Here is a 13,801-nt window from a genome sequence, read left to right as displayed (position 1 = left end):
ATGCCGGACGGCATAATGTCAGTTCAATTCAGCTGAACAAAACGTCGTCGGACGTCAACTCGCTCAGCAAGACACCTTCAATTACAATCCCATTCGTTGCGCCATCGATGCTGACGAAAACACCGTCTGGTGTATCAACTGACGCCGCGACGAAGCTGGCGAAATCAGTTATGACCTCAGTATCCCGGAACAAAAGCACATCGCCACCTTGGACATCAAAGTCGGTGACGTGATCAATATCGTTGGATTGCAGTGATGCATTGTCCCAAATGAATGTATCGGCTTCAGTTCCACCGCTGAGAGTGTCTGCACCGGTTCCGCCCAATAACCGGTCAGAGCTTGCGCCACCATACAGTTTATCATCGCCCTCGCCACCGAGAAGGCTGTCCAGCCCAAACGCACCATGGATCACGTCGTTGCCCCCACGACCATTATAGGTATCGTTCCCACTCAAACCTTCACGATAACTCTCGATGCTGACGATGCGGTCGTCGCCGTTTCCGCCGAATACCTGAGCACCCTGATAGGCGGAGATGACACTGATGTTGAACACCTCGGTCGAGTTATAGTCGGCGGCGTCGAACTTGAAACCGGCTGCCACATCGTCGAAAGTGACGGCCAATGTATCAATACCGTCGCCTCCATCAATGGTGCCAAGTCCTCCATCCGAATAGATCGAAAACGTGTCGTTTCCGGCACCGCCGTGCATTTCAAACCAATAGCCACTATAGCCGCTGTCTATTGATCCTGCGGTGAAGTAGTCGTTTCCGTCGCCTCCAAACAAGATATCGCCGTCCGTGCCCGTGTTCTGTAAATAGTCGTCGCCTGCTCCACCCAGTAATATGTCGGTTCCAGCTCCGCCGTAGAGACGGTCATTGCCATCTCCTCCATTCAGCGTGTCGTTACCTTCGTCGCCCATCAGGGTATCGTTTCCCCTGCCGCCGCTGAGCTTATCGTTGCCATCATTACCGGACAGCGTGTCATTGCCATTACCGCCGTCGATCACATCATCACCGCTGCCGCCCTTGATCTGGTCGTCACCATCCCCGCCCAGTAGATTGTCGTGGCCCGCTCCACCGGTTATCTGGTCGTTGCCAGTACCGCCTCGCACATAATCATTGCCCGCGCCTGCATGTATGTTGGCAAACTGGAAGCCCGTAGCGTCGATAGTATCATTGCCCGCGCCGGTCTTGAGGTTGAGGCGTTCCAGATCGGTGAAGTAGAGGTGATCAAAGCTTGAGCTGCCATCTCCCCAATAGGCATGCCCCTGCATTGCGTTAAACGCAACTGAGTCTGAACGATTGGATAAATCGGTAACGAGCGTATCAACCCCTTCACCACCTCTTGCCGCACCGCCCGAAAAATTGAATATGAGGCGGTCGTTGCCGCTGGCGCCGTTTAATTCATCGAACTCCGGCACATTGCGCCATGATGCTGTCAGGATGTCATCGCCCGCACCGCCGTCGATGATATCGCTACCAAGGCCTCCGTCGACGATGTCATTTCCCGCAAGGGCCCAGATGCGGTCATTCTCTTCCGTGCCAACTATAGTATCGGCATCATTGGTTCCTACGATCTTCGGCATCGCATGTCCTCCTACTGAAGATAGCAGAAGTATGGGCGAATATTTCATCATAGTTAAATAAGATAATATTACATTCAAAACTATTTTGATTATCAAAGTAATTTAATGATAGATATTATGGTATGTGGAAGGTAATTGTAAATTATAAATCGACTTGGTTGTGAGCCGATATTCTCATCGAAGCGAAGTGCGATTTCAAACGGGAGCTTCGATTATTTTCATCCAGACGGATGCTTCCTCGACCGTAACTGACCGGTGTATGGACGGTACGATTAGGCTTCGTACTCAGTCCCTATTGCAATAGCAGTGCGCGCTTGCTTAATTGAAAAAATGGCGTTTACCCTGCGGCAGTTACAATATTTCATCGCTGTGGCCGAACAGGGGTCTGTGACCCGTGCGGCGCAGAAATTATCCATTTCCCAATCGTCCGTTACAGAAGCCGTCAAAGAACTTGAGACGGACCTGAATGTAGAGCTTTTCGAACGGCACCCTCGCGGCCTTACCGTTACACATAACGGTCATCAGTTTTTGCGCCACGCAACGAAAATTCTGGCAGACGTATCGGATGCCCGCCGCTCCTTCACGGACAATCGCATTCAGGAAAAAGGTAAACTCAATCTCGGCGTCACCTCGCTCGTCGCGGGTTATGTGCTGTCGGACCTGCTTGCCCGCTATCGCCGGGCTTTTCCCGGCGTTGAAATCAGCGCCATCGAGGATAATGGTTCCTATCTTGAACATCTCCTGGTCGGTGGTGAACTGGACGTGGCAGTGATGGTTATCTCCAATCTCCGGGACCGTATGGCACTTCACGCGGAAATTCTCGAAACCTCGCCCTATCGATTGTGGTTGCCGCTCGGCCATCCGCTGGTCCCGACGGACAGCATTTCGGTAAGCGATATCGCGAAGGAACCTCTGATCATGCTGACGGTTGATGAAATCGAGGAAAATACCGGCAAGCTTCTGGCCGCCCTCGGCGCCCGTCCGCATGTGGCTTTCCGCACGCGTTCAGTGGAAGCTGTGCGCAGTTTGGTAGCCACCGGTGCAGGCATCGCGCTCCTTCCCGATCTCGTCTATCGCCCATGGTCGCTGGAAGGTGATCGGATCGAAAGCCGCGATGTTTCGGGGTCGCTGCCCGTCGTGCAGATCGGCATGGCTTGGCGCAAGGGATCGAGCCTGCCCCAATCCGCGCGTGACTTCATCGGTATTGCCGAAGCGGCCCGTTCCGGCAGGCTGCGTTAGTCTTCGATATCGGAAAAACCGATATCAGCTTTTCGATAAATGAATTTGCGAAAGGCAAGGTTTCAGCACACGATCCGCTCCGGGAACAAAATCACTGAATGTGAAAAAACGGGAGTGGTCGATGAAAAAGATTCTGCAATCCTGTACCGCTTTGATGGCTGTCGCAAGCTTTGCGACGCAGGCCATTGCCGCCGAACCGCTGAAAGCGATTGGCGAAGGTGAAGGCGCGCTGAGCATCGTAGCCTGGGCGGGCTATATTGAACGCGGCGAGACCGACAAGAACTACGACTGGGTTACGGATTTCGAGAAGGAAACCGGCTGCAAGGTCAGCGTGAAGACCGCCGCTACTTCCGATGAAATGGTCGCGCTGATGAATGAAGGCGGCTTCGATCTCGTCACCGCTTCCGGTGATGCCTCGCTCCGCCTTGTGGCTGGCAAGCGTGTTCAGCCGATCAATACCGACCTTATCCCAAGCTGGAAGACCGTAGACGAACGGCTGCAAAATGCGCCGTGGTTCACCGTCAAGGACGTGCATTACGGTGTGCCCTATCTCTGGGGGCCGAATGTGCTGATGTACAACACCGATGTTTTCAAGGACGAAGCGCCGAAGAGCTGGAACGTGGTGTTCGAAGAACAGAACTTGCCGGATGGCAAGTCCAACAAGGGCCGCGTGCAGGCCTATGACGGGCCGATCTATATCGCTGACGCTGCCCTTTATCTCATGAAGCACAAGCCGGAACTCGGTATCAAGAATCCGTACGAACTCAATGAAGACCAGTATAAGGCAGCACTTGATCTCTTGCGTGGACAGCGCAAGCTCGTCAGCCGTTATTGGCATGATGCCATGATCCAGATTGACGATTTCAAGAATGAAGGTGTCGTGGCTTCCGGCTCATGGCCGTTCCAGGTCAATCTTCTGAAATCGGAAAACGCAAAGATTGGCTCGACTTTCCCGGAGGAAGGTGCGACCGGCTGGGCCGACACCACCATGCTGCATGTGGATAGCGAGCACCCCAATTGTGCCTATAAGTGGTTCGAGCATTCGCTAGAACCGAAAGTTCAGGGCGATGCCGCAGCCTGGTTCGGTGCCGTACCGTCGGTTCCGGCAGCCTGCAAGGGTAATGCACTCCTGACCGATGAAGGTTGCGCGACCAATGGCTTCGATAATTTCGCCAAGATCAGCTTCTGGCGCACGCCGACAGCCAAATGCGAAAGCCAGGGCGAATGCGTGCCCTATCATCGCTGGGTATCGGATTATATCGGCGTCATTGGCGGTCGCTGACATCGACTATCATAAGCTCGAAGATCGCCCTTCCTTCTGTTGAAGGAAGGGAACGGAAAGACGTGCCCGCCCGCCAACAGAGGCTGGCGCTCCATGATGGATAGAACCATGACAGCAGCAGTTCGTTTCGAAAATGTGAGCCGTTACTTCGGCGAAGTCCGTGCCGTCGATCATGTCAATTTGACCATCGCGTCCGGTGAATTCTTTGCCATGCTGGGCCCTTCCGGTTCTGGCAAGACAACCTGTCTGCGGCTGATTGCAGGCTTCGAGCAGCCGACTGACGGCAAGATTGAGATCTTCGGCGAAAGTGCTGGCGGCGTTCCGCCCTATCGACGGAACGTCAACACGGTTTTTCAGGATTACGCGCTGTTTCCGCATCTCAGCATTCTGGACAATGTGGCCTATGGGTTGATGGTACGGGGCGCCGGAAAGACCGAACGACACCGTGCCGCCGAGGACATGCTGGAACTGGTCAAGCTGCCCGGTTATGGCGCACGCAAGCCGAACCAGCTTTCCGGCGGACAGCGACAGCGCGTCGCGCTGGCTCGCGCCCTCGTCAATAAGCCCAAAGTGCTGCTTCTCGATGAACCGCTTGGTGCCCTCGACCTCAAACTGCGCGAGCAGATGCAGGAAGAGCTGAAGAGCCTGCAAAAGGCGCTCGGCATCACCTTTGTCTTCGTAACCCATGATCAGGGCGAAGCGCTGTCCATGGCGGACCGTATCGCTGTCTTCAACAATGGTCGTATCGTTCAGGCCGGAACGCCGCAGGAAATATATAACCGCCCGCAAACCCGGTTTGTTGCCGATTTTGTCGGCTCTTCCAATGTGGTCGCGCCGGAGGTTATGGCTGCATTCGGCGGCGAACGACGTTGGGCAAGCCTCCGACCGGAATCCATTCGCCTTGCAGACAAGAGTGATAAGGTTGGGGTCGCGGCGCGGATCGAAACCGCCAGCTTCCTTGGGTCAGCTACACGTCTCGGTGTTGAAGCTGAAGGCGCCAGACTGCATGTCATGCTGCCTGCTGGTGCAACCGTTCCCGAGACCGGATCGGATATCCGTATTGTCTGGAATCCGGGTGACGTTCATTACATGGATCAAGCAGCATGACCGGCGTGCAGGTTTCCACACTCGCGAACTCCGGGACCAATCCGGCGGCTTCCATCTTGCCGCAGCGCGGCGGAATGCTCGGTCGCCTCTCCGACCTGTTCTGGCGTCGTCCGGGATTGCTGCTGTTTCTCATGATTACGCCACCACTGCTGTGGCTGGGCATCATCTATATCGGCTCGCTGATCGCACTTCTGTTGCAGAGTTTCTTTTCGGTCGATGATTTCTCCGGGCTGATCGACTATAATTTCACGCTTGCCACCTATGCACAGCTCTTCAACTCGGCCAATCTCGACATCATCATACGCACCGTCTCGATGGCTGCGCTGGTCACGGTCGCATCGGCCTTCATCGCCTTTCCCATTGCCTATTATGCCGCCCGCTACGCACGCGGACGCTGGAAAGCCCTGTTCTATCTCGGCATCATGCTGCCGCTCTGGTCGAGCTATCTGGTCAAGGTCTATGCGTGGAAACTGATCCTCGCCAAGGAAGGCATCCTGACCTGGATATTTGCAAAACTGCACCTGTCCTGGCTGCTTGACGGCATCCTGTCCTTACCCGTCATCGGCGGCAATTCGCTGTCGGTCAGCTATCTCGGCACGTTCATCGTCTTCGTCTATATCTGGCTGCCCTATATGATCCTGCCGACGCAGGCAGCACTTGAGCGTGTGCCCGGCAATCTGGTCGAGGCGTCGTCCGATCTCGGCGCAACGCCTGCGCAAACCTTCCGAACCGTGCTTATGCCGCTTGCCATGCCGGGCATCATTGCGGGATCGATCTTCACCTTTTCGCTGACACTTGGCGATTACATCATTCCGCAGATCATCGGTTCGTCGCGCCTGTTCATCGGACAGGCCGTCTATACCCAGCAGGGAACGGCAGGCAATGTGCCGCTGGCGGCTGCCTTCTCCGTCGTGCCGATCGTCATCATGGCCATTTATTTGTGGATCGCCAAGAAACAGGGGGCTTTCGATGCGCTCTGATCGTAACAACCGCGCTTCCTTCGGATTGAAGCTTGCTGCCGGACTGGGTCTCGCCTTCCTGCATCTGCCGATCCTGCTCATCTTCGTCTATGCCTTTACGACGGAAGAGAAGAGCTATCAATGGCCGCCGCCGGGCTTCACGCTGCAATGGTTCGAAGTTACCTGGAACCGTGCGGACGTCTGGTCGTCGCTGGCGCTCTCCGTGCAGGTGGCGACGATCGCGACCCTGATTGCGCTCGTGCTTGGAACGTTGTGCGCCGCCGCTGTCAGCCGAACGCATTTCTTCGGACGCGAAAGCATTTCGCTGCTGGTCATCCTGCCCATAGCTTTGCCCGGCGTTGTAACCGGCATCGCGTTGCGCTCGGCCTTCTCGCTGTTCGACATTCCGTTTTCGATGTGGACCATCGTGCTTGGTCACGCGACCTTCTGCGTGGTGGTCGTCTACAACAACGCGGTGGCCCGCTTTCGGCGCACCTCCGGTTCGCTGATTGAGGCCTCGATGGATCTTGGTGCCAACGGGTTCCAGACATTCCGCTATGTGATCCTGCCGAATATCGGAACGGCCCTGCTCGCAGGCGGCATGCTCGCCTTCGCACTGTCCTTCGATGAGGTGATCGTCACCACATTTACTGGCGGCCAGCAGATGACCCTGCCGATCTGGATGCTTCAGGAACTGATCCGTCCGCGCCAGCGCCCCGTCACCAATGTGGTGGCCATGGTGGTGGTTCTGGTGACCTTCCTGCCCATCCTCGCAGCCTACTATCTCACCCGCGATGGCGATCAGGTCGCCGGTCACGGGAAATGACACAAGGGAGAACGACATGAACACCGAAATGCTGATTGGCTCGCGCTTTGAAGCGGGTACGGAGACGGAAGAAAACGTCCTCAATCCCAAGACCGGAGAGACCGTTCTCAAGCTGCCCGAGGCATCGCTAGGACAGGTCGACGCTGCAGTCGCCGCCGCCGACAAGGCATTCAAGACCTGGTCACGCACCACACCCGCCGAACGTTCCAATTATCTCCTCAAAATCGCCGATGCGATTGAGCGGGACGCTGAAGGGTTCGCCACGCTGGAAGCGCTCAATTGCGGCAAGCCGATCAATGCTGTCATCAATGACGAGATTCCGGCCATCGTGGATTGTTATCGCTTCTTTGCGGGTGCAGTGCGTAATCTTCATGGACCGCTTGCCGCCGAATATATCCCGAACCACACATCGATGATCCGTCGTGATCCGGTTGGCATTGTCGGCTCCATCGCTCCTTGGAATTATCCTTTGATGATGATGGCATGGAAACTGGCGCCAGCCATTGCAGGCGGTAATACGGTGGTTTTCAAACCGTCCGAACAGACGCCTCTGACCGCGCTGAAAATGGCCAGGCTGCTGGCGGATATTCTGCCCGAGGGCGTTGTCAATGTCGTTCTGGGGCGAGGTGAAACCGTCGGCAACGCGCTGATCAACCATCCGCGGATCGACATGGTGTCGATCACCGGTGATGTCGCCACCGGCAAGAAGGTCTTGCAGGCCGCGGCCAAAACCGTGAAGCGCACTCATCTGGAGCTTGGCGGCAAAGCGCCGGTCATCGTCTTCGACGATGCGGACATAGAAGCGGTCGTCAACGGTATCCGCACCTTCGGCTATTACAATGCCGGACAGGACTGCACCGCTGCCTGCCGCATCTATGCCGATGCACGCATCTACGACCGTTTCGTCGCTGACCTGTCGTCGGCCGTTTCCAGTATTCGCTATAATCTCGACGACGACAGCCAGAACGAGATCGGACCGCTCATTTCCCGCCGACAGCGCGACCGTGTCGGAAGTTTCGTCGCCCGCGCTCGCGAGCACAAGCATATCGAGGTGACCGCAGGTGGTAATACGTCCGGTGCCAATGGCTTTTTCTTCGAACCGACCGTCATCGCCGGAGCATTGCAGGAAGATGAAATCGTGCGCCGGGAAGTCTTCGGTCCGGTTGTATCGGTCACACGCTTCAGCGAAGTCGATGAAGCCGTGCGATGGGCCAACGACAGTGATTACGGCCTTGCCTCGTCGGTCTGGACCAAGGATGTCAGCAAGGGCATGCAGGCCGCAGCCCGCCTGCAATATGGCTGCACATGGATCAACACCCATTTCATGCTGACAAACGAGATGCCGCATGGCGGCCTGAAACAGTCGGGCTACGGCAAGGACATGTCGATTTACGCGCTGGAAGATTACACCGCCGTGCGTCATGTCATGATAGCTCACTAGGGGAAATGCCGAGAAGTGAAAGGCATTTCTTGTGAACAAGATCTGCGCCAAAACAAACAGTTAGAACGCCGATCTGATTCAATCAGATCGGCGTTCTATTACGCACCACAGATGTATTGTTCCGTCGCTGTTCGCATGTCGCTTTGAAGCTCTTCAAACAAGGCTGACATAAAGTATGGCAGTGCCTATGATTATTCATCAATATTGTTGAACGATATCTTCCATGTTAGAACTTGTCCGTCATGGAATGCGCGGTGGCGTATCGTGGCGATCCAAACGCAAGAGAACGACAGAGCGCTTCATGAAGACAAACTCGATCACGCCGCGGCCTGCCGATGCCGCTGCTCGCATGGCCGTCAAACCAGTGATCTGTTATCCGGTCGATACGCTGCCACGACCTGATCTCGATGCCTATCGCGCCCTTCGCGACAAACTTGTTCTTGTCGAGCGCATCACCGTGCAGCCGAGGGATGCAGAGTGCTGGTCCGTTCTGGCCGGGCATTTCTGCCGTATCGTATGCAGCGAGGGACCGCAGGTCGGTGATCTCAACCTGTTCAATGCGGACGACCTCAACGAGAAATTCTATAGCGGCAAGACGCGCGCGCTCAACGGAACCCATGTGGGGCTGGGAGACCAGCTGTTCTCCAGTTTTCCTTACTTGCGTCCGATGGCCACCATCACTCACGACAGTCTGGACTGGTATGGTTTCGACGAATTTGGCGGCGCGGTGCATGACGTGATCGGCACGCGCTGCGATCCTTATACCAATAATCTTCTGAGTCATGGCGGGCAGTACCATCACTGCTGCCATTCCAACCTCACGCGCGCTTTTGCGAAGCAGACGGGCAAGCCGCTGCACGAGGCCGAAACCTATATTCACGACGTGCTCAACGTGTTCATGTGCACGGGCTTCACCCGGGATACTGGGCAATATTTCATGAAGGCAAGCCCTGTTCGACCGGGCGACTATCTGGAATTCTTTGCCGAGATCAATCTTCTTGGCTGTCTGTCGGCCTGTCCCGGGGGTGACTGTTCGGCAGAACATTCTTCCGATACTGCCGCCTGCCATCCGATGGTGGTAGAGATTTACAAGCCAGAACGTCTGCCGGAAGGCTGGGCGCCGCCTGCTCTCAACGGATATGATCGCACACACGGTTTCTGAACCAACAGCAGATCAACAAAAACGCCGCGATCAATCGCGGCGTTTTCTTTCAATTGCCGAAACTCTATACTTCAGTCGGCGGGAGCGTAGCTGCCATCTTCGCGGTGCACTTCATTGCCAGCCAGCGGTGGCGTGAAAACACAGACCAGCACAAGGTCGCCCTTGGTCGCGCGCAGGATATGCGGGTCGTTTTCGTTCAGCGCATAGATGGTGCCGGGGCGGATCGGAAACACTTCGCCGCTCAACTTGTGTTCGACTTCGCCTTCACCGGAAAAGCAATAATTGGTTTCGAAGTGGTTCTTGTAGTGCAGGTGCAGTTCAGCGCCTTCCTTGACGCGGGTTTCGTGGACCGAATGGCCCATGCCGTCGTCACGCACGATCATGCGGCGGCTTTCCCAACCGGGTCCGGAAGCATCGCGTGCGGTGCCGGCGATTTCATCGGATGTCACGACAATCATAGTATTCTCCTCATTTCAGTGTCAAAAAAGGCTGTTAAAACTTGGCGGCCAGCGGCTCGAGTACTTCTGCGATGGCCAGTAGCGTCTCGTCCTCGCCGCGCAGTCCGGTCAGCATGAGACCGGCAGGGTGCTTCCCGATTGGTAGCGAGATGCTGGGCAGATCAAGACGATTGGCGAATTCTGTCAGCGAGAATGCACGCCGGTTGAGCGCCAGATAGGTTTCCTCGTCTGCAAGCGTGGCCAAGGCGGGCGGCAGCATGGGAACGGTCGGCAGAATGAAACCGTCAAAACCCTCGATTTCCGCGTCGAACTGCTCACGGCAGGCAGCAAGGGCGTTCAATGCATTCACATAGAGATAGGCGGGATTTTCCCGACCTTTTTGAATGCGCGTTCCGACCAAGGGATCATAACTATCGAAATCGACGGCGAGCCGCTCGCGATGAAGCGCGTAAGCCTCGGCACCGATCATCCCGCCATCGACGGCAATCCTGGCACTCTCGATCAAGCTTGGAAGTTCGATATCCTGGACGACAATTCCTGCTGCTTCCAGAGCGGACCGGCAAGCCCCGAAAAGATCTTCAACGGTATTGTCGAGAGCGGTTTCCGAAAGCAGGCGGGGAACTGCCAGTCTTATCTGCTTTGAGCGCCGCGGTTTCCTTGCCGGGATGCCGGTGGCAACATCATCGATCAGGCGACAATGGGCGACCGAAGTGCTGATGATCCCCGGCACGTCAAAGCTGGTCGACAACCAGTGCATTCCATCGGTTTCGTAGCGTCCGCGGCTTGGTTTGAAGCCCACGACGCCACAGAAAGCCGCTGGAATGCGCGCTGAACCGCTGGTATCGGAGCAGATGGCGAAATCGCTATATCCGCGCGCGACGGCCACCGCTGCACCAGAACTAGAGCCGCCAGCGATCGCCTCTCCGGCAGGGTCGAGCGGCGTGCGTGGCGTGCCGAAATGTGTGTTGACCCCGAGCGCGCCATAAGCAAATTCGGTCATGTTTGTCTGCGCGAGCAGTGTTGCGCCACCCATGCGAAGCCTGCGCACCAGAGCAGCGCTTGCATTTGCAGGAGCTGCCTCTTGTAATGCTTTCGAACCACAGCTGGTCACCCAGCCTTCAGTGTCGAAGCAGGCCTTGACCGTCATCGTCAGTCCTGCAAGCGGCGGGAGTTCACGATTGGTTTCACTGAGCGCTTGCCAATGGCCGAGCTCGGTGCGGGCCGCCTCGAACCGCCGGTTGAGAAAAACCTCTCGCGCATTCCAGTCACGCGCCGCATAGTCGGACAGCGCCAGGTCGAGCTTTTCAACCCGGTTGCAAGCCATGGCAGATCCCAATCCGGATTTGTCTTGCGGATCGTGTTTCATAAAGCATGTCCCGTTAGAGCATAATCCGACCGAAGTGAAACGAGGATCGATAAGATTATGCTTGAAATATAAGAGGTTAGAGCGCCGATCTGCTTCAATCGAAGCGAAACGCGCTCTATCGCAATCGGCTGCGATCAGTTCCGGACCAATGCCGTCAGCATTTTCTCTGAATCCGCGAGATAGTTCTCAAGCTGACCGGAGGCGGCTTCGCAGTCACCCGCTGCGATGAGGCGGCAGATTTCGGCTTCTCTTTTCAACCAAGGTTCATGGAAAGCCTGTTCGTTGCCGGTGACGAAAACCAGACGCAGCTGGGTCACGAGCAGGGAGAACATCTGATCGAAGATAGGACTACCATGCAGCGATACGATTTCCTGGTGAAAGAGAAGGCTCTGGCGGGCCACCGCCGTCCAGTCCGCGCGGGCGGTCGCTTCACTTTCATTGCGGATCACCTCGTTGAGCCTTTCCAGCCAGTCGGCGGGAACCGAGTTTCGCCCACGGAGTGCGCCGAGCTCGACGACCCGGCGCACCACGAAGATGTCGCGAATGTCCGTTTCCGTTAGCCGTTTCACGCGGACGCTCTTGTTCGGCTCCTGCGAGACCAGCCCCTGCTGACGCAGAAGCTGCATGGCTTCGCGCAGGGTGTTGCGCGATACATCGTAGACATTGATCAGTTCGGCCTCGATCAGGCTCGTGCCGCTCAACAGGCGGCCTTTGAGAATGTCGTCGCGTATGGCATTGGCGACGCGAATGAATGCGGGATCACGAAGGGTGGCAGGCTGGTTCATGTTTCAGACCGTCATATTCTTCAGGAAAGGTTTCAACTGCGGATAGATACCGGATTTGAGTTTATCCGGCGTATCGTCGCAGACGACCTTGCCCGCGTCCATAAAGAGAATTCTGTCGGAGACTTCGAAAGCGAAGTTCATTTCATGGGTTACGATGACCATCGTCACGCCTTCGCTTGCGAGCGAGCGGATAACGCCCAGCACTTCCTCGACGGTTTCCGGGTCGAGTGCCGAAGTGGGTTCATCGAACAGAATGATGCTTGGCGACATCATCAGGGCGCGAGCGATTGCAACGCGCTGCTGCTGACCGCCCGAAAGCTGGTGCGGATATTTTTCCGCATGGGCGGCCATGCCCACCTTGTTCAGATAATGAAAGGCTTGCCGCTCAAGGTCGGCTCGCGCACCGATCTTGTGGTACAGAGGCGCAAGGAGCATGTTTTCAAGCACAGTCTTGTGATTGAAAAGATTGAAGCTCTGGAACACCATGCCGACATCGCGGATCAGGGAAACGTCTTCCCGGAAAATATGCTTGCCCGATTGCGTCAATTCGGCCGAGATGAACGGCGAGCCGTGCAGTTTTACTTCACCGGCATCGAGACGTTCCAGTCCGTTGAGCAGGCGAATGAAGGTCGTCTTGCCCGAGCCCGAACGACCGATGATGGAGATGACCTCACCGGATTTCACCGTCAGGCTGACGCCCTTCAACACTTCATGCGAACCATAGGCCTTGCGAAGTTCAGTTGCTTCCAGGGCAATGGTGTCGGCTTGCTGGGATTTGCCTTGCGCGCGATCGACGGGAGCTTCAGTGCCGGACAGTTTTGCCGCAACCTCCTGTGGCGACAAGGTGCGTGCCTTCTGACCGCGCCGTATCACATCCGAGCGGCGTTCCAGCATTGAAAGACCGCGATCAAACAGCGTGACGATGAGGACGTAGAAGAAGGCGACGACGGTGAGCGTCTCGAGCACCAGAAAATTCTGCGTATAGAGCCGCTGGCCGACAAGCAGGATTTCGGCAAGCGAAATGACCGAAACCAGAGAAGTGAGCTTGACGATGGTGACGAGTTCATTCGACATTGCGGGTAATGAAACCCGGATTGCCTGTGGAACGACGATCAGGCGCTGGATACCGAGGAAGCTCAGACCCAGCGCACGCCCCGCCTCGATCTGGCCTTTATGAATGGCGAGCAAACCACCCCGATGGATTTCTGCCATATAAGCGGTTTCACTGATGACAAGCGCGATCAGGCCAGCCGCGAAAGCATTCGACAGGAGGGTGCGAAGGACCGGAAAGACCTGCGGCAGGCTGTAGATGAAAATCAGCAGTACCAGAAGCGGAAGGCTTCGGAAGAACCAGATATAGGCCCGTGCGGGACCGTTGATCACCGACCATGATGATTGCTTTGCCAGTGCCAGACCGAAGCCCGCAATCGCCGCCAGAAGCCAGCTCAGCAGGCTAAGCTTGATCACAACCCAGCTCGCCTCCCAGAAATCCCGGTCTGCAAGCAGACCGAGCGCGTAATGCCAATCGTAGTTCAAGCGAAGCCTCCCGTTTCGGCCATGCAGAGGGAAATGGGGCCAGTCCGCCCCGCTT

Annotated in this window: 12 protein-coding genes; 7 read left to right on the top strand and 5 right to left on the bottom strand. The window is 56.3% G+C overall.

Translation table 11 applies throughout. The annotated features are described in order from the left end of the window. Positions 1 to 28: 28 nt before the first annotated feature. Positions 29 to 1,585 carry a calcium-binding protein gene (locus tag FG152_RS15520; protein WP_036580864.1) on the bottom strand — a complete coding sequence of 519 codons (1,557 nt, stop codon included), beginning with the start codon at positions 1,583 to 1,585 and terminating at the stop codon, positions 29 to 31. A gap of 330 nt (positions 1,586 to 1,915) precedes the next feature. Between FG152_RS15520 and FG152_RS15515 the strand changes: the two genes are divergently transcribed. The 7 genes from FG152_RS15515 (at position 1,916) to FG152_RS15485 (ending at position 9,601) form a co-directional block, all read left to right on the top strand. Beyond that, entirely contained in the window at positions 1,916 to 2,824 is a 909-nt protein-coding gene (locus tag FG152_RS15515; protein WP_010660504.1) for a LysR family transcriptional regulator, read from the top strand. Between the two features lie 121 nt (positions 2,825 to 2,945). Beyond that, positions 2,946 to 4,106 (top strand): ABC transporter substrate-binding protein, encoded by a 1,161-nt coding sequence (locus FG152_RS15510; RefSeq protein WP_036580867.1) that lies wholly within the window; start codon positions 2,946 to 2,948, stop codon positions 4,104 to 4,106. Between the two features lie 108 nt (positions 4,107 to 4,214). Continuing rightward, positions 4,215 to 5,213: an ABC transporter ATP-binding protein gene (locus FG152_RS15505; protein ID WP_036580879.1), complete on the top strand. Its 999-nt coding sequence runs from the start codon at positions 4,215 to 4,217 to the stop codon at positions 5,211 to 5,213. Next, positions 5,210 to 6,193, top strand: a complete 984-nt coding sequence (locus FG152_RS15500) for an ABC transporter permease (RefSeq protein ID WP_036580870.1) — start codon at positions 5,210 to 5,212, stop codon at positions 6,191 to 6,193. Before FG152_RS15505 ends, FG152_RS15500 begins: the two co-directional genes overlap by 4 nt. Further along, on the top strand, positions 6,183 to 6,998 hold the full coding sequence (locus FG152_RS15495) for an ABC transporter permease (protein WP_010660500.1): 816 nt from the start codon (positions 6,183 to 6,185) through the stop codon (positions 6,996 to 6,998). Before FG152_RS15500 ends, FG152_RS15495 begins: the two co-directional genes overlap by 11 nt. Positions 6,999 to 7,014: 16 nt before the next feature. Continuing rightward, positions 7,015 to 8,439 carry a gamma-aminobutyraldehyde dehydrogenase gene (locus FG152_RS15490; protein WP_029928586.1) on the top strand — a complete coding sequence of 475 codons (1,425 nt, stop codon included), beginning with the start codon at positions 7,015 to 7,017 and terminating at the stop codon, positions 8,437 to 8,439. Between the two features lie 301 nt (positions 8,440 to 8,740). After that, entirely contained in the window at positions 8,741 to 9,601 is an 861-nt protein-coding gene (locus tag FG152_RS15485) for an urea carboxylase-associated family protein (RefSeq protein WP_010660498.1), read from the top strand. A gap of 71 nt (positions 9,602 to 9,672) precedes the next feature. On the opposite strand, the gene FG152_RS15480 is transcribed toward FG152_RS15485, so the two are convergent. The 4 genes from FG152_RS15480 to FG152_RS15465 form a co-directional block, all read right to left on the bottom strand. Beyond that, complete coding sequence (locus FG152_RS15480; RefSeq protein ID WP_010660497.1) at positions 9,673 to 10,059, bottom strand: ectoine synthase; 387 nt, start codon at positions 10,057 to 10,059, stop codon at positions 9,673 to 9,675. 34 nt (positions 10,060 to 10,093) lie between these two features. Further along, positions 10,094 to 11,425: an amidase gene (locus tag FG152_RS15475; protein WP_043062540.1), complete on the bottom strand. Its 1,332-nt coding sequence runs from the start codon at positions 11,423 to 11,425 to the stop codon at positions 10,094 to 10,096. Positions 11,426 to 11,559: 134 nt separating this feature from the next. Next, positions 11,560 to 12,210: a GntR family transcriptional regulator gene (locus tag FG152_RS15470; protein WP_010660495.1), complete on the bottom strand. Its 651-nt coding sequence runs from the start codon at positions 12,208 to 12,210 to the stop codon at positions 11,560 to 11,562. Between the two features lie 3 nt (positions 12,211 to 12,213). Continuing rightward, entirely contained in the window at positions 12,214 to 13,746 is a 1,533-nt protein-coding gene (locus FG152_RS15465; RefSeq protein ID WP_010660494.1) for an amino acid ABC transporter permease/ATP-binding protein, read from the bottom strand. Positions 13,747 to 13,801: the final 55 nt, after the last annotated feature.

Origin of the sequence: Ochrobactrum sp. XJ1 (assembly GCF_024701725.1) — a bacterium.
GTDB classification, from domain to species: Bacteria; Pseudomonadota; Alphaproteobacteria; order Rhizobiales; family Rhizobiaceae; genus Brucella; species Brucella anthropi.
The sequence above is the reverse complement of the archived record's forward strand: the minus strand, read 5'-3'. Positions and strand labels throughout refer to the sequence as shown.